Genomic DNA, 15,786 nt, shown 5'->3' on the forward strand with positions numbered 1-15,786 from the left:
CAACGGCCCGAAGAATACGAAGCCGCAATGGCGCTACCCATTGGAGGGATATGTGATCACTCACCGCCGAAAATGACGGTGAGACATATACACGAAAGTGGTCGGATATAACCGGAAAGAGTGACGAATCAGAGTTCGATGATCGTGCCGTCGAGCGGAACCTCGACTCCCGCGGCACGCAGCTCCGCTGCCTCGGGTGACGCCGGGTCGAGCACCGGGTTGGTGTTGTTGAGGTGCGTGTAGATCCGCCGCACGTGAGGGAATCGCCGCAGCTCAGCAAGGCTGTGCGTGATCGGCAGATGGCCCATCGCGGCCTGGCCGGACGAGCTGCCGGTCGCCGACCCCATCTCGGACTCCGCGTAGAACGTGCCGTCCAGCAGCAGGCAGTCCGTGCCGGCCACCACCTCGTCGAACCCGGTGGGCCACGACGCGAGACACGGCGCGTAGACCAGCACACCACCGGTCACCAGGTCCTCGAAGCGATAAGCCACGACCCAACATCCGTCCACAGTGGATGAACGAGCGTACTTCGGGCGTTTGCCGCTGATCGGAATCGCCGAGACGCGCAACCCGCCGAGGTCGAACGACCGGTCCGCGTCCACCGAACGCCACGCCACGGGCGCGTAACCGTCGATCACCGTGCGCAGGTCGAACTGGTCCTTCAACGCGTGCAGCACGGCCTCCGGCGCCCACGCGGTCAACCCCGCACCACCGCGCAACGTCAGCAGCCCCAGCGTGTGGTCCAGCTCGGCGTCGGTGAACAGCGCGCCGCGCAACGGGGTGTCCCGCGGCCCTGGACCGGGGTCGAGCAGCGAGCAACCCGCGATCTGCGTGCGGATGTCCGGTGAGGCGTTGACCAGCCACCAGTCGGCGCCGTCGCCGCTGATCGCCAGGCAGTCCTGCGATCGCGACGGCAACGAGCCGGAACGCGCGCGCACGCAGAGAGCGCACGCGCAGTTCCACTGCGGGAAGCCGCCACCGGCCGTCGTGCCGAGCAGAACAGCCTTCAAGACATCTTCCTCATGGCCATGGCGGGCACCTCGGCAGGCGTCGTCTCGGTCGCCAGAATCAGGTCCACAGTGGACCGATCAGGCGACAGCGAGCACACCGGGTCGGTGGCGGCGGCGTCACCGGTCAGCTGGAAGGCCTGGCAGCGGCACCCGCCGAAGTCGATCTCCTTGCGCGGGCACGAGCGGCACGGGTCGCGCATCCAACCGAAGCCGCGGAAGGCGTTGAACGACGGCGAGTCGTGCCAGATCTCGGACAACGACGAGTCCCGCACGTTCTCGATCCGCAGCGACGTGATCACCGAGGCGGCGGGGCAGGGGAGCACGTCACCGTTCGGTGCCACGGTCAGCTGCCGCGCACCCCACCCGTACATGCACGGCTTCGGATGGGCCTCGTGGTAGTCCGCGATGACGTAGACGATCTCCATCCGCCCGCGCAGGCGTTCCTGCGCGGCCGCGACGATCGGGTCGGCGTGGGCGAGCTGCTCGCGCGTGGGCAGCAGCACCGCGCGGTTGCGCAGCGCCCAGCCGTAGTACTGGGTGTTGGCGAGCTCCAGCCGTTCGGCGCCCATCTCCTCGGCCATCGCGATGATCCCCGCGATGTGGTCGAGGTTCTGCCGGTGCAGCACGGTGTTGACGGTGAGAGGCAGGCCTTCCTCGCGGACGAAAGACGCAGCCTCCACCTTGCGGTCGAACGCCTTGATGCCCGCGATCCGGTCGTTGCCGGCGCGAGTCGCGTCCTGCAGGGAGAGCTGCACGTGGTCGACACCGCGGGAAGCCAGGTCCCGCAACCGGTCCCGGGACAGGCCCACCCCCGACGTGACCAGGTTGACGTAGCAGCCCAGGCTGTTCGCGTGCGCGACCAGCTCAGGGAGATCCGGTCGCAGCAACGGTTCACCGCCGGACAGGTGGATCTGCAGGCAGCCCAGCGAGCGGGCCTGGTCGAAGACGCTCAGCCAGTCCTCGGTCGGCAGCTCGGCGTCCCGGCGCACCAGCTCCACCGGGTTCGAGCAGTAGCCGCACTGCAACGGGCACCGGTGCGTCAGCTCGGCCAGCAGGCCGAAGGGCGCCTCAGCCATCGACGTCCACCACCCTCCGCTCGACGAGGCGCGCCACCAGCTCGGCGACGTCCTCCGGCCGCACACCCGCGTAGACGTCGCCCAACGACAGCGCGATGTCGCCGACCGACCGGACCCCGTCGCACAGCCCCACCACCGAGGCCGCGGTCTCGTTGAGCACGAGAACGCCTTCGGGGAACAGGACGACGTGTGCCTCGCGGATCTGGTCGTAGGTGCACTTCACGCCGCGCCGGATGTGCGGCACGGCCTCCAGCGCGATGACCGGCATCACGGCTTGCCCTTGCCCGAGTAGTAGTCGACCGCGTCCAGCACGGCCCTCAGCACGTCGCACTTGAACGACAGCGCGGCAACGGCCGCGAGCTGCTGCTCACGGGTGCGCGAGTGCTCGACGACGATGTCCAAAGTGGCCCGTCCCTCACCCGCCACCGCCTGGATGCGGTTGGTGAAGTAGGCGAACCCCTCCTCGGCGATCCACGGGTACTGCTCCCGCAACGCCGCCAAACGCTTGCGCATCAACGCGCCCGAGAACATCTCGGTCAGCCCGGAGGCGATGGCCTCCACCCACGGCTTGGTGCGCGCGAAGTTCACGTAGGCGTCGACCGCGAACCGCGTGCCGGGCAGCACGTGGCGTTCGTCGAGCACCTCTTCCCTCGTCAGCCCAACGGCTTCGGCGAGGCGGATCCAGTTCTCGGCGCCGCCCTCGCCGGGCCGCGTGCCGTCGTGCCAGATGATCCGCTCCCGCCACTGCCGGCGGATCTCCGGCAACGGGCAGTTGGAGAGGATCGCGGCGTCCTTCTGCGCGATGCAGCGCTGGTAGTACCAGCGGTTCGCGGCCCACGCCTGCAGCTCGTGCTTGCTCAGCTGACCCGCGTGCATGCGCAGGTGGAACGGATGGCTGTCCCAGTACCGGGGGGCGAGCGCGCGGAGCTCGGCGACGAACTCCTCTGGTGCAACGGCAGTCATGGGCGGAACTCCTCGGACATCAGGGACGCGCGGCGAGGCGTGCGGGAGCCGGGGTTCCCGGCATCGGCCAGGAACCCCGGCGAAAGCCGTACGTCAGCTGCGCGCTGCGTAGGCGGTGACCTCCATCGGCGTCTCGAAGTCGCGGAAGTCGGGCTTGACCCACTCGCGCTTGACCTCGGGAAGCTTCTGCTCGGGGGCGGTGACGACAACGTTCATGGCGCAACTCCTCGGGTCCTCGGCCGGCGAGCCCGAAGCGGGCGCGCGGCACATTCCGTGGGGCGCGGCGGCGAACCACACGTTATGTCGTCGGGACGGTCACGGTCTAGACCGTACATGAAGTTACCTAAAGTCATCGGAGGAGTGGCCGCTTTGGTGACCCTCCGGAGTCGAAAGGTGCGTTAGACATCGGGTCACCGTTATGGGTTACTCCGAGCTGTGATTGGGTAACCACGCCGTGCAACATCGCCGCCGCCGCAGACCAAGTCACGAGCGGACCCAAAAGGAGAGCACACATGCGTGCTCGTCGTATCGCGGCGGCGGCAGCCTGCACTGCCGTGGCCGCATCCCTCTGCGTGATCCCGGCCTCGGCACAGGAAGGTCCGGCCGCACAGGCCGTGCGGACACTCGCCACGCAGCTCGACATCCCGTGGGACATCGAGTTCGCGCCGGACGGCAGCGGCATCTTCACCGAACGGGACACCCACAAGATCAAGCAGCTCAAGGGCACCACCGTCACCGAGCTGGACACCGTGGAGCAGGCGCAGACGACCGGCGGTGAGGGAGGCCTGCTCGGCCTCGCCCTGTCGAAGAGCTTCGCGACCGACAACACGGTCTACATCTACTACTCGACGGCGACCGACAACCGCGTCGGCCGGCTGAAGCTGGGCGGCACGCCGGAGCCGCTGGTCACCGGAATTCCCAAGAACAGGTACCACAACGGCGGCGGACTGGAGTTCGGCCCGGACGGCTACCTGTGGGCGACCACCGGTGACGCCCAGAACACCGCCAACGCCCAGAACTGGAACTCGTTGGGCGGCAAGGTTCTCCGGTTCGACACGAGCGGCAGGCCCGCTGACGGCAACCCTCGCGCCGACAGCGTCGTGTACTCGATCGGCCACCGCAACGTCCAGGGCATCACCTTCGTCGGCAACACCGCGTACGCCACCGAGTTCGGCAACAACACGACCGACGAGCTCAACAGGATCGAGGCCGGCAAGAACTACGGCTGGCCGACCTGTGAAGGCAACTGCGACACCGCCGGCATGACCAACCCGGTCAAGACCTGGCGCAACAAGGACGCCGGACCGTCCGGCATCGACTACTACAAGAACGCCCTCTACATCGGTGCCGTCACGGGCAAGCGCGTGTGGAAGGTGCCGGTGAACGGCACCTCGCTCGGTACCCCGGAGTCGGTGTTCACCGGCTACGGCCGTATCCGCTCGGTCGCCGCCGCTCCGGACGGCACCCTCTGGCTGGGCACGTCCAACCAGGACGACAACGGCACACCGGGCGCGACCGACGACCGAATCCTCTCCACCGACGGCTAACCCCACCACCCGTTCGAGTGCTGCTGCATCGGCACGCGGGGACCCTACGTTCCCTCCAAGGAAACGAAGGGTCCCCGCGTGCAGTCTGCAAACACGGATGGGTGATGGGCGTCAGTTGCGGGCGGCGGGCATTCGGCGGAGCTGGTCCAGCACCGCCGGGTCCTGCAGCTGCATCCACTGGATCACCTCGGTGTAGGTGGCGCACACCGTTTCCGGCTTGTCGCACACGTAGCCGAGGAACTGCTCCATCGCGTTGGAGAACGCCGACCCGTTCCACTCGTTGAAGTGGTTGCCGATCACGATGGGCGCGCGGTTGCCGTTCAACGCGGCCTGGTGCACCGACTTGTAGGTGTCGAAGACGATCTGGGCGAACTCGGGTGCGCGCTCCGGCTGCTCCTGGGCGCCGTTGAGCGAGTACCAGAGGTTGAAGTCCATCATGACGACCTGCTTGCCCAGCGCGGGTACCTTCACCTCGGGCATCGGGAACTCGTACAGTCCGTTTTGGACGGACGGCCACTGCACGCCCAGCGCGACCTTGCTGGTGTCGTAGACCATCCCGTGCGCCGCCATCGCCGGGAAGGCCTGGTCCCAGATGCCTTCCAGGCACGGCGTCCGGCCACCTCGGACGGCGCCGTCGGGCAGCTTGAACCCGGCGGCCCGAGCCCTGTCCACGATCTGCTTGAACTGGTCGAGCTCGTCGTTCCACGCCTTGTTGTTCCACTTGTCGACCGACGGCTGGGTGCCGCCGGAGCAGAAGTGGCCGTTGTAGTGCGTGCCGATTTCGTGGCCCTCGTCGAGCACCTGGTTGAGGTACTGGATCCGGGCGGTGATGTCCTGCCTGGTGCCGCCGAACGAGATGTCGGAGGTGCCGCGCTGGAGGCCGGCCGGCGGCTGGTACTGCATCTTGTCCTGGTCGGACAGCATGTACACACCGGACAGCAGACCGGTGACGTGCGCGCCCTTCTGCCTCGCGATCGGCAGAACCTTGTCCCAGTGCTGCTTGGACACCCCGCCGTCAAAGGAGAACAGCACGAACTGCGGTGGCTTCTCACCGGGGCCGAGCTTGTGCATCCACGGTTGTTTCTGCAGCTGCTCGGGAGTGGGGGCGGGCACGGTGGGCGTCGGCCCCGCGTCCTTGGGGGCGGGCAGTCGCGGCGCCATGGGCAAAGGGCCGGAGTCCGCCTGGTTCTGCTCGTCCTTGTTCGGACCGAGAGTCATCACCAGCACGAGAGCCAGCGCGAGCGCCACACCCGTGGTCAACCATCCCCACCGTTTCACACTTAAGGAGACGGATGGTCGCTCGAACGGGTTGCCCTCAGAATTCAACAGATTACGGAGCGGGTTCGGCGATGACCACTCTGTTGGCCTCGTAACCCTGCTGGCCGCCGATCCACGTGCCACCGCAGGTGACCAGCACCAGCCGGTGCGGGCCGCGCGGGCCGAAGAACTCCACCGCCCGGGCCGGGAGCTCGTCCTTGCGGACGGTCTCGATCTGCGTGATGCGGAACCTGAACTCCGTGCCCGCACTGTCGGCGATCACGACCTCGCGGCCGTTCTGCGCCTGCCACAGTTCGGCGAACGGACCCTTGGCGCCCTTCCAGTCGACGTGTCCGGCCAGCACCGTCGCGCCCTCGGAACCCGTGAGCTCCGTGCCCCACCAGGCGGCTTCGCCGATGCCCTCCGGAACCGGCAGCACGCCGTCCTTCACCTCACGGCGGACCAGCGTGGCCGTGCCGCCCGCGGGCAGCCGGACCGAACCGGGACCGGCCTTGGGCGGCGCGGGTTGCTGCTGGGTCGGCTCGACGGGCTTGGCGTTGGCCGTGTTCGCACCGCCGACCAGTCCGGTGAGGTCGGCACCGCGGCCGGTGCTCAGGCTGTCCGCGACCGGTCCGGGACCGACCACGGGGATCTCGTCCGCGACCGCCAGCCCGGTGACGACCTCGGTCTCGGTGTTGGTGACCAGCACGCTGGTGGCGGCGACACCCGCCACCAGCACGCCGGTCAGAAACGCCTTGGGACTCACTGCCTGCGCCACACCAGGAAGCCTGCCAGCGCGGCACCGAGCAGCACCAGGCCACCCACCGCGAGCATCAGACCGGGACGCAGCTGCGTGTCGAACGACGCGGTCGCAACGGGGGTGTTGCCCTCCTGGCCGGCCGGGATCGTGCTCGGCACGACCGGTTTGTTCGGCTTGTTCACCAGTTCGAGCGCGAGCGTCTGTCCTGCCGCGACCGTTCCGCACGCCGCTGGCGGCGACTTCGGGTCGAAGAACTCCTCGTACCCCTTGGGTGCGGCGACCTCGACGAGGCAGATCTCCTGCGGGGTGCGCAGGTTCGGCACCTCGACCGTGCCGTCGGCGCCGGTCTGCAGCACGATCGGCTTGCCGTCGGTGCCGACCAGGTCGCTGTCGTCCTGCTTCTTCGCGGCGCTCGTCTGGTCCTTGGCCGTCACGCGCAGGGCGACACCGGCGATGGCCTTCTTGGTCTCCGAGTCGATCTTCGTGATCTTCACGGCGCCGGGCGCGGTCTTGGCCTGCCCGCTGGCGTTCGCGTTCAGCTTCTTCTCGCCGCCCGTCGTGACCATGCGCTGCATGTTGTCCGTCGAGATCGGCTGGTGCACGACCGGCTTGTCCGCGGGGGAGTCCGCGTTCACCGTGATCGACGGCTTCGGACCCGTCGGGATGACCTTGATCGAGGCCGGGTTGCCGTCGGCGTCCGTCTTGACCTTGCCGCCGGCGCTGCCGTCGACCAGCGCGGCGTCGTTGAGCGTGAACTCGATCGGGGCGTTCGGCACGCCCTTGTTGTTCTGCTTGAGCAACGACACGGTCCAGGTGGACTCGGCGCCGATGATCAGCGGTTCCTTCGGCGCGGCGGCGCTGAGCGTCCACGGGCCGCGGTTGGCCTCGGCGTCGGCTTTCATGCGCGCGACGGTGTCCATGACGGGCTGGCCCAGCTGCGCGGCGTAGAACGACGCGTCGTAGGCGAGGAACCTCGCATCGGTGGCGTCGAGGTTCACCACGCCGTCGACCGGGGAGGTCCAGGTGTGCAGCAGGTGCGCGAGAGCCGCGGCCTCGTCGTCCGACGTGGTCGTGGAGTAACGAAGCAGGAGATAGGAGATGTTCGCGGCAATGGCGGGGTCGAGCTTCTTGCCCGCCTTCGTCAGCAGTTCGTCGCCTTCCTTGTAGTCCACTTTGCTGTCCGGTGCGGGCAGTGCGTACTGCACGCACCACACGTGCTTGCCCTGCCACTTGTAGGTCCCGTGCCACTCGCTGCCCGGTGTGGCGTTGCGCTGGAGTCCTGACGCTTTGTGGCCGTAGCCCGGATCACCGACCGCTGTCGCCGTCGTGGGCGCGGTCAGGAGTGCGAGACCTGAGACCACCGCCACAGCGGCAAGACGTTTCCAGCCCATTTGGATCTTGGTCCCCTCTGACCTGTGGTAACTCCCGCGTGCGAGCCTGGCGGTACCCCACACCGGGGACAAGCCGCCACGAGGGGGAAGTGTGTGGTCACTCTGGGTGTGAATGTGATTGAAATGTGACGCGGCTTACCTACTTTGCGTAAGACACGCCGCGACACGCCGTAGTCTCACTACGCTCTGGAGTTAGCGCAGTATTAGCGCACGTGTGATCGTCGTCGGGGGTAAAGTCGTCTTTACCGACGGGGAACCCAGCACCGAACGTGCTCGTTGTACCCGTGACGGCGTAAAGCAACGCCCCAGGAGGACCAGGTGCGCTCGAGCAGCAACCCGGCTTTCCGTAACCTGCCGACCGGCGGCGGGTACGGAGGCTACGCAGGCTTCGGCCAGCCACAGGCCGGCTACCAGCAGGCCCCGCCGCCGCTGACCAGCGAGCGGCCGATGACGATCGACGACGTCGTCACCAAGACGGGCATCACGCTCGCGGTGGTGGCGGTCGCGGCTGTCGTCACCTACCTCACGCAGGCGTGGTTCCTGCTGTTCCCGGCCGCGATCATCGGCCTGGTGCTCGGCTTGATCATCTCGTTCAAGCGCGTGCCGAGCCCGCCGCTCGTCATCGCCTACGCGGCGGTCGAGGGCGTGTTCCTCGGTTCGTTCAGCGGCATCATCGGCGGCATGATCGACACCTGGACCCGCAACCCCGGCCAGGGCGTGGTGGTGATCGGCCAGGCCGTCATCGGCACGATCGGCGTCTTCGCCGGCATGCTCGTCGTCTACAAGACGGGCGCGATCCGCGTCACGCCGAAGTTCACCAAGTGGATCACCGGCGCGATCATCGGCGTCGCCGTCCTCATGCTCTTCAACCTGATCGCCAGCTTCTTCATGCCCGCGGGCCTCGGCCTGCGCTCGGGTGGCGCGCTCGCGATCATCTTCAGCCTCGTCTGCATCGGCCTCGCGGCGTTCAGCTTCCTGATCGACTTCGACGCCGCGGACCAGGCGATCCGCGCCGGCGTGCCGGCCAAGTACGCGTGGCAGATCGCGTTCGGCCTCACCGTGACCCTGGTGTGGCTGTACACCGAGATCCTGCGCCTGCTGTCGTACTTCAACTCGGACTGACGTCCGGGGAACCTCGGAGGGCGCAACGCTGCGGCGGGGCGCCCTTCGGCGTTTCCGGAGTCAGGCCCGCCAGCGCACGTCGGGAAGCTGGGTTCCCACCTTGATCAGGCAGGTCGTGCAGAGGGCACCCACCTGAGCACGCGACACCCGTTCGTCAGGCACCGAGTGCTCGCAGACGGCCTCGTAAAAGGTCCTCGAACCATTGGCCTGGTCGAGGGAGAAAGCATGGCATTGAAGGTCGTATTCGCTTTGCCACCACACGTACGGCATGTCCGGCCCTCCTCACTCATAGCTAGGGACGGACTCCCCTTCGCCTGATGACGCCGTTGCGCGACGATTTACCTCATCGGCAGAAAGGTGGCTGACAAGTAGCTCCGTTCGGGTGAAGCGGAGCTACTTGCAAGCGTCAAATTGCAGATCTTGTGGGCGTCACCTCAGCTGAGGCGCTCGATCACCATCGCCATGCCCTGACCACCGCCGACGCACATGGTCTCCAGACCGAACTGCTTGTCGTGGAACTGCAGGGAATTGATCAGCGTCGTGGTGATGCGGGCGCCGGTCATGCCGAACGGGTGACCGACCGCGATGGCACCGCCGTTCACGTTCAGGCGGTCCAAATCGATTCCGAGGTCCTGGTAGGACGGAATCACCTGCGCCGCGAACGCCTCGTTGATCTCCACGAGGTCGATGTCGGAGATGGACAGTCCCGCGAGGGCCAGCGCGCGCTTCGAGGCCTCGACCGGGCCGAGGCCCATGATTTCCGGCGAGAGGCCGGAGACGCCGGTGGAGACGATCCGGGCGAGCGGCGTGATGCCGAGCTCGCGCGCCTTCGTGTCGGACATGATCACGAGGGCGGCGGCGCCGTCGTTCAACGGGCAGCAGTTGCCCGCGTTGATCCGGCCGTCGGGGCGGAACACCGGCTTGAGCTGCGACACGGCCTCGTAGGTCACGCCGGCGCGCGGGCCGTCGTCGGCGGAGACGACCGTGCCGTCGGGCAGCGTCACCGGGGTGATCTCACGCGCCCAGAAGCCGTCCGCGATCGCCTTCTCGGCCAGGTTCTGCGAGCGGACGCCGAACTCGTCCATCTCCTGGCGCGAGATCCCCTTCAGCAGAGCCAGGTTCTCGGCGGTCTGGCCCATCGGGACGTAGACGTCCGGCACGACGTCGAGCGTGCGCGGGTCCACCCACTCCGAGGCGCCGGTCTGCGCGACGGACGCGGTGCGGGCCTCGGCGTCGGCGAAGAGCGGGTTGTGCGTGTCAGGCCACGAGTCGGAGCTGCCCTTGGCGAACCGCGACACGGTCTCGACACCGGCCGAGATGAACACGTCGCCCTCGCCCGCCTTGATGGCGTGCAGGGCCATGCGCGTGGTCTGCAGCGAAGAGGCGCAGTACCGCGTGACGGTCGTGCCGGGCAGCGAGTCCTGGCCGAGCAGCACGGCCACCACGCGCGCCATGTTGAAGCCCTGCTCACCGCCGGGCAGGCCGCAGCCGAGCATCAGGTCGTCGATCTGCGCGGGGTCCAGCTGCGGGACCTTGTCGAGCGCTGCTCGGACCATCTGCGCGGCCAGGTCGTCCGGCCGCACGTCCTTCAGCGAGCCCTTGCCCGCGCGGCCGATGGGGGAGCGGGCGGCGGAGACGATCACGGCCTCAGGCATCACGAAACTCCTCGTTGAGAGTCAAGGTTGCCGTCGAGCGTAGTTAACGCCCGCTCACCCCGGCCAGCACACGTGACGGGAATTTCGAAACTCAGGCGTGCCGTCTTTGCGGCCATCCGGGCACGCGGGACGGCCGCACCGCCAGCGCCGCCGCCGACCGCAGCGGCACCGCGGGCGTGACCCAGCCCGGCCACAGGCCCGCCACCTGGCACAACGGCGCGAGCAGCACACCGGCGGCCGCCTCGTAGCCGACGGCGCTGGGGTGGAAGCGGTCGGAGCTGAACATGTCGACGTGCCGGGCCGTGAACTCCGGCGCCAGCAGGTTCGCGAGCGACACCGGCACACCGCCGGCCCGTCGCACGGCCTCGGTCTGCGCCGCCGCGAGCCGCAGGCTGTAGTGGTGCCCGACCGACCGCAACGGCTGGGGAATCGGCCGCACGGTCCCGAGATCGGGGCAGGTGCCGACGACGACCCCGCAACCGACGGCGCGCAGCTTGCGGACCTGCTCGGCGAGCAACCGGGCGGACTCGCCGACACCCATCCGCGACGTCACGTCGTTCGCGCCGATGATGATCAACGCCACCCGGGGTGCGTCCAGCACGGCCGCGTCGACCTGCGGCACGAGGTCCCGCGTCGTCGAACCGCTGACGGCGTAGGTGGACAGGCGCACCGGTCGTCCGGCCTCCTCGGCCAGCGCCTGGGCCAGCAGCGCGCCCGGCATCTGCGAGGGATGTGTCACACCGACGCCCACGGCCATCGAGTCGCCGAGCACGGCCAGCCGCAGCGGATCGCGGCCGTCGTCGCGGTACACGCCGTCCGGTGCGGGCCAGAGGTGCTCCAGCACGCCGATGGCCACCCGAGCCCGTCTGCCCTGCTCGGTGAGCAACCCCACCAGTGCGCCGGAGAGCCCGCCGAGCGTCGCGGCGGTCATGGCCACCGCTCGCAGCGTCCTCAGTCCGATCATCCGCAACACCCCCTTTCCAGTGGAATCGTCGGTACCGCTGTTCGAATTAACCTCCGCAGCCACTGGAGCTAGGCTTCGTTTCGCTATCTCGGAGAGTGGGAGTGGGGAGTAGATACCGGTGGAGTACGTCGAGCACGTCATCGACCTGGTGGGCAACACGCCGCTGGTCAAGCTCAACTCCCTGACCTCGGGCATCAAGGCCACGGTGCTGGCCAAGGTCGAGTACCTGAACCCCGGCGGGAGCGTGAAGGACCGCATCGCGCTGCGCATGGTCGAGGCGGCCGAGAAGTCCGGTGAGCTGCAGCCCGGCGGCACGATCGTCGAACCGACCTCCGGCAACACCGGGGTCGGGCTCGCGCTGGTCGCCCAGCGCAAGGGCTACAAGTGCGTCTTCGTCTGCCCGGACAAGGTGAGCGAGGACAAGCGCAACGTCCTCAAGGCGTACGGCGCCGAGGTCGTGGTGTGCCCGACCGCCGTCGCGCCGGAGCACCCGGACTCCTACTACAACGTCTCCGACCGGCTGGTCCGCGAGATCCCCGGCGCGTGGAAGCCCAACCAGTACGCGAACCCGGAGAACCCGGCGAGCCACTACCACCAGACCGGCCCGGAGATCTGGCGCCAGACCGAAGGCCGGATCACGCACTTCGTCGCGGGCGTCGGCACCGGCGGCACGATCTCCGGCACCGGCCGCTACCTCAAGGAGGCCTCCGACGGCGCCGTGCAGATCATCGGCGCGGACCCGGAGGGCTCGGTGTACTCGGGCGGCACCGGCCGTCCGTACCTGGTCGAGGGCGTCGGCGAGGACTTCTGGCCGGAGACCTACGACAAGACCATCTGCGACCAGATCGTCGAGGTCTCCGACGCGGACTCGTTCGACATCACCCGCCGCCTCGCCCGCGAGGAGGGCCTGCTCGTCGGCGGTTCGTGCGGCATGGCCGCGGCAGCGGCGCTGCGCGTCGCGAAGGACCTGCCCGAGGACGCCGTCGTGGTCGTGCTGCTGCCCGACAGCGGCCGCGGCTACCTCTCCAAGGTCTTCAACGACCGGTGGATGGCCTCCTACGGCTTCCTCCCGCCGGACTCGACCGGCGCGACCGTCGGCGACGTGCTGCGCCGCAAGGGCGGCCAGCTCCCCGACCTCGTGCACGCGCACCCGAACGAGACCGTCGGTGACGCCGTCGCGATCCTGCGCGAGTTCGGCGTCTCGCAGATGCCGGTCGTCAACGCCGAACCGCCGGTCATGGCCGCCGAGGTCGCGGGCGCGGTCAACGAACGCGACCTGCTCGACGCGCTGTTCACCGGCAAGGCGCAGCTCTCGGACCGCCTCGACAAGCACATGGGCGCGCCGCTGCCGACGCTCGGCGCGGGCGAGCCGGTCGGCGTCGCGATGAACGCGCTCTCGAACGCGGACGGCGCGCTCGTGCTGGAGGACGGCAAGCCCGCCGGCGTCGTGACCCGCCAAGACATTCTGGGCTTCTTGGCTGGTCGCTGAGCGTAGAAGCCCGTGCGTCCGATAGCGTGACGCCCCAGATCAACCAGTCTTACTCGCACACGGCCCAGCCAAGGGGGTTGGAAACCGGATGAACGCTCCGCAGCCGCCAGGAAATCCGTTCGGCGGTCAGCCGCAGGAGCCCAACGCGGACGCCACGCAGGTCGTCCCGGGAGGTGGCCAGCCGTCCGCGGCGAACCCCAACCCGGACGCGACGCAGGTCGTCTCGCCTGGTCAGGTCCCTGCCGCACCGCAGCAGAACGCGGACGCCACCCAGGTCGTCAGCCCGGGGCAGGTGCCACCGGCAGCCCACGGTTCTGGCGGCTTCCCCGCCCAGGGCCCCGGCTCCGGCGGGTTCCCCAGCCAGCAGCCGCCCCCGTACGGCGCTCCGCAGCAGCCTGCCTACGGCGCACCGCAGCAGCAGCCCTACGGTGCTCCGCAGTCGAACCCGTACGGCCAGCCGCAGCAGCCCGCCTACGGTCAGCCGCAGCAGCCCTACGGTGCCCCGCAGTCGAACCCCTACGGCCAGCCGGCCGCCGGTGGGTACGGCCAGCCCGGTGGCTACGGCGCGCCTGGCTACGGCATGGCGCCGCCGCCTCCCACCGGTTACGCGGAGTGGGGCTCGCGCTTCGTCGCCTACCTGATCGACGTCGCCGCGCCGCTGGTCGTGGTCTACGTCGTGGTGCTCGTGCTCAGCCTGATCGGCGGGTCGAGCGGGTCGAGCGGCCTCGCGGTCATCTTCGGGATCCTCGCGCTCGTGCTCTGGCTCGGCTACGCCGGTTTCGTGATCTGGAACGTGATCATCAAGCAGGGCCAGACCGGCCAGACGATCGGCAAGAAGATCGCCAAGATCAAGCTGGTCTCCGAGGAGACCATGCAGCCGCTGGGCGCCGGCACGACGTTCGTGCGCCAGCTGTGCCACGTCGTCGACGCCCTGCCGTGCTACGCGGGCTTCTTCGCCCCGCTGTGGGAGCCGAAGAACCAGACCTGGGCCGACAAGATCATGAAGTCCATCGTGATCAACGCCCCGGAGACGGCCTCCCCGATGGGCGGCGGCTACTCGCAGCAGCCCGGTACCGGTGGCTACCCGCAGCAGCCGGGCACCGGTGGTTACCCGCAGCAGCAGCCGGGTGGCTACGGCCAGCCGCCGCAGCAGGGTTACGGACAGCAGCAGGGCTGGTAAGCGCCTCCAGCGATCCAGGCCCCCGGTCACGTTCAGTGCCCGGGGGCCTGTTTTATTCCCGGGTTCACTGGCTGGACTCGTGCCGTCGACCGCCAGATGGGTGAGTACCCTTCGAACATGAGCACCCCATACGGCTTCGCCACCAGGGCGATCCACGCCGGTCAGGACCCGGACCCGACCACGGGTGCGGTGAACGTGCCCATCTACGCGACGTCGACCTACGCCCAGGACGGTGTGGGCGGTCTGCGTGAGGGCTTCGAGTACTCGCGCACCGGCAACCCGACCCGTCGCGCGCTGGAAACCGCGCTCGCGTCGCTGGAACGGGGCCGTTACGGCCGCGCGTTCTCCTCCGGCATGGGTGCGACCGACGCGGCGCTGCGGACGTTCCTCAAGCCCGGCGACCACATCGTCATCCCGAACGACGCGTACGGCGGCACGTTCCGGTTGATCGACAAGGTCTTCTCGCAGTGGGGCGTCACCCACTCGCCGGCGCCGGTCACGGACCTCGACGCCATCCGCGCCGCCGTGCGTCCCGAGACCAAGCTCGTGTGGATCGAGACGCCGACCAACCCGCTGCTGAACATCGGTGACATCGCGGCCATCGCCGAGATCGCGCACGCCGCGGGCGCCAAGTTCGTCGTGGACAACACCTTCGCCTCGCCGGCCCTGCAGACGCCGCTGGAGCTCGGCGCCGACGTGGTCCTGCACTCGACCACCAAGTACGTGGGCGGCCACTCCGACGTCGTCGGCGGCGCTCTGATCACCTCCGACGAGGAGATCGACGCGGCGTTCGGCTTCCTGCAGAACGGCGCGGGCGCGGTGCCCGGCCCGTTCGACGCCTACCTGACGTTGCGCGGCCTCAAGACCCTTGAGCTGCGCATGGACAAGCACTCGGACAACGCCGAGCTCGTCGCCGAGGCCCTGGCGCGGCACCCGAAGGTCCGCAAGGTGCTGTACCCCGGCCTGGAGTCGCACCCGAACCACGCGGTGGCGGCCAAGCAGATGCGCCGGTTCGGCGGCATGGTGTCGTTCATCGTCGACGGCGGCGAAGAGGCGGCTCTGGAGGTGTGCGCGCGCACCAAGCTGTTCACGCTCGCCGAGTCGTTGGGCGGCGTCGAGTCGTTGATCGAGCACCCCGGCAAGATGACCCACGCCTCCACGGCGGGTTCGATGCTGGAGGTCCCCTCGGACCTGGTCCGCGTCTCCGTCGGCATCGAGTCCGGCGACGACCTGGTAGCCGACCTGCTCGAAGCCCTGGGCTGAAAGTCACGCGGGGGCCCCGCGTTTCCCTGGAGGAAACGCGGGGCCCCCCCCCGGGGTGTTGGGGAATGGGGGGTGTGGCGCGCGCAAAGTAGGGCGGGTGGGGCCGCGG

General features: G+C 68.7%; 16 protein-coding genes. 5 read left to right on the forward strand and 11 right to left on the reverse strand.

Annotation, left to right across the window (positions count from 1 at the left end):
- Window positions 1-128: 128 nt before the first annotated feature.
- The 5 genes from pqqB to pqqA form a co-directional block, all read right to left on the reverse strand.
- Window positions 129-1,010 carry a pyrroloquinoline quinone biosynthesis protein PqqB gene (gene pqqB / locus ABZV40_RS20855; protein WP_355443711.1) on the reverse strand — a complete coding sequence of 294 codons (882 nt, stop codon included), beginning with the start codon at window positions 1,008-1,010 and terminating at the stop codon, window positions 129-131.
- Entirely contained in the window at window positions 1,007-2,086 is a 1,080-nt protein-coding gene (pqqE, locus tag ABZV40_RS20860; protein WP_355443713.1) for a pyrroloquinoline quinone biosynthesis protein PqqE, read from the reverse strand. The genes pqqB and pqqE overlap by 4 nt, the downstream gene beginning before the upstream one ends.
- The gene (gene pqqD / locus ABZV40_RS20865) at window positions 2,079-2,354 is read right to left on the reverse strand and encodes a pyrroloquinoline quinone biosynthesis peptide chaperone PqqD (RefSeq protein WP_355443776.1); all 276 of its coding nucleotides are present in this window, start codon (window positions 2,352-2,354) and stop codon (window positions 2,079-2,081) included. The genes pqqE and pqqD overlap by 8 nt, the downstream gene beginning before the upstream one ends.
- Entirely contained in the window at window positions 2,354-3,049 is a 696-nt protein-coding gene (gene pqqC, locus ABZV40_RS20870; protein WP_355443716.1) for a pyrroloquinoline-quinone synthase PqqC, read from the reverse strand. Before pqqC ends, pqqD begins: the two co-directional genes overlap by 1 nt.
- A 93-nt stretch (window positions 3,050-3,142) precedes the next feature.
- Window positions 3,143-3,265 carry a pyrroloquinoline quinone precursor peptide PqqA gene (gene pqqA / locus ABZV40_RS20875; protein ID WP_355443719.1) on the reverse strand — a complete coding sequence of 41 codons (123 nt, stop codon included), beginning with the start codon at window positions 3,263-3,265 and terminating at the stop codon, window positions 3,143-3,145.
- Between the two features lie 296 nt (window positions 3,266-3,561).
- Here pqqA and ABZV40_RS20880 point away from each other — a divergent pair, with 296 nt between their 5' ends.
- On the forward strand, window positions 3,562-4,596 hold the full coding sequence (locus tag ABZV40_RS20880) for a PQQ-dependent sugar dehydrogenase (protein WP_355443722.1): 1,035 nt from the start codon (window positions 3,562-3,564) through the stop codon (window positions 4,594-4,596).
- 111 nt (window positions 4,597-4,707) lie between these two features.
- Here the strand turns inward: ABZV40_RS20880 and ABZV40_RS20885 are convergent, their stop codons facing one another.
- The 3 genes from ABZV40_RS20885 to ABZV40_RS20895 all read right to left on the reverse strand — a co-directional run bounded on the left by ABZV40_RS20885 (window position 4,708) and on the right by ABZV40_RS20895 (window position 8,004).
- Complete coding sequence (locus tag ABZV40_RS20885) at window positions 4,708-5,856, reverse strand: polysaccharide deacetylase (RefSeq protein WP_355443725.1); 1,149 nt, start codon at window positions 5,854-5,856, stop codon at window positions 4,708-4,710.
- Between the two features lie 70 nt (window positions 5,857-5,926).
- On the reverse strand, window positions 5,927-6,631 hold the full coding sequence (locus tag ABZV40_RS20890) for a class F sortase (RefSeq protein WP_355443728.1): 705 nt from the start codon (window positions 6,629-6,631) through the stop codon (window positions 5,927-5,929).
- Window positions 6,616-8,004, reverse strand: a complete 1,389-nt coding sequence (locus ABZV40_RS20895) for a SpaA isopeptide-forming pilin-related protein (protein WP_355443731.1) — start codon at window positions 8,002-8,004, stop codon at window positions 6,616-6,618. Before ABZV40_RS20895 ends, ABZV40_RS20890 begins: the two co-directional genes overlap by 16 nt.
- Before the next feature lie 318 nt (window positions 8,005-8,322).
- On the opposite strand from ABZV40_RS20895, the gene ABZV40_RS20900 reads away from it, so the two are divergent.
- Window positions 8,323-9,126: a Bax inhibitor-1/YccA family protein gene (locus tag ABZV40_RS20900; RefSeq protein WP_355443734.1), complete on the forward strand. Its 804-nt coding sequence runs from the start codon at window positions 8,323-8,325 to the stop codon at window positions 9,124-9,126.
- A gap of 60 nt (window positions 9,127-9,186) precedes the next feature.
- Here ABZV40_RS20900 and ABZV40_RS20905 read toward each other — a convergent pair whose 3' ends face one another.
- The 3 genes from ABZV40_RS20905 to ABZV40_RS20915 form a co-directional block, all read right to left on the reverse strand.
- Window positions 9,187-9,396: a hypothetical protein gene (locus tag ABZV40_RS20905; protein WP_355443737.1), complete on the reverse strand. Its 210-nt coding sequence runs from the start codon at window positions 9,394-9,396 to the stop codon at window positions 9,187-9,189.
- A gap of 164 nt (window positions 9,397-9,560) precedes the next feature.
- Window positions 9,561-10,781: an acetyl-CoA C-acetyltransferase gene (locus ABZV40_RS20910; protein WP_355443740.1), complete on the reverse strand. Its 1,221-nt coding sequence runs from the start codon at window positions 10,779-10,781 to the stop codon at window positions 9,561-9,563.
- Between the two features lie 91 nt (window positions 10,782-10,872).
- Window positions 10,873-11,745, reverse strand: a complete 873-nt coding sequence (locus tag ABZV40_RS20915; RefSeq protein ID WP_355443744.1) for an SGNH/GDSL hydrolase family protein — start codon at window positions 11,743-11,745, stop codon at window positions 10,873-10,875.
- A gap of 118 nt (window positions 11,746-11,863) precedes the next feature.
- Between ABZV40_RS20915 and ABZV40_RS20920 the strand changes: the two genes are divergently transcribed.
- From ABZV40_RS20920 to ABZV40_RS20930, 3 genes are all read left to right on the forward strand, one after another.
- Complete coding sequence (locus ABZV40_RS20920) at window positions 11,864-13,234, forward strand: cystathionine beta-synthase (protein WP_355443747.1); 1,371 nt, start codon at window positions 11,864-11,866, stop codon at window positions 13,232-13,234.
- Window positions 13,235-13,322: 88 nt separating this feature from the next.
- Complete coding sequence (locus ABZV40_RS20925) at window positions 13,323-14,414, forward strand: RDD family protein (protein ID WP_355443749.1); 1,092 nt, start codon at window positions 13,323-13,325, stop codon at window positions 14,412-14,414.
- A 117-nt stretch (window positions 14,415-14,531) separates the two neighbouring features.
- Entirely contained in the window at window positions 14,532-15,677 is a 1,146-nt protein-coding gene (locus ABZV40_RS20930) for a cystathionine gamma-synthase (RefSeq protein WP_355443752.1), read from the forward strand.
- Window positions 15,678-15,786 lie beyond the last annotated feature (109 nt).

This window comes from Lentzea sp. NPDC004782 (genome assembly GCF_040609115.1).
Lineage (GTDB): Bacteria > Actinomycetota > Actinomycetes > Mycobacteriales > Pseudonocardiaceae > Lentzea.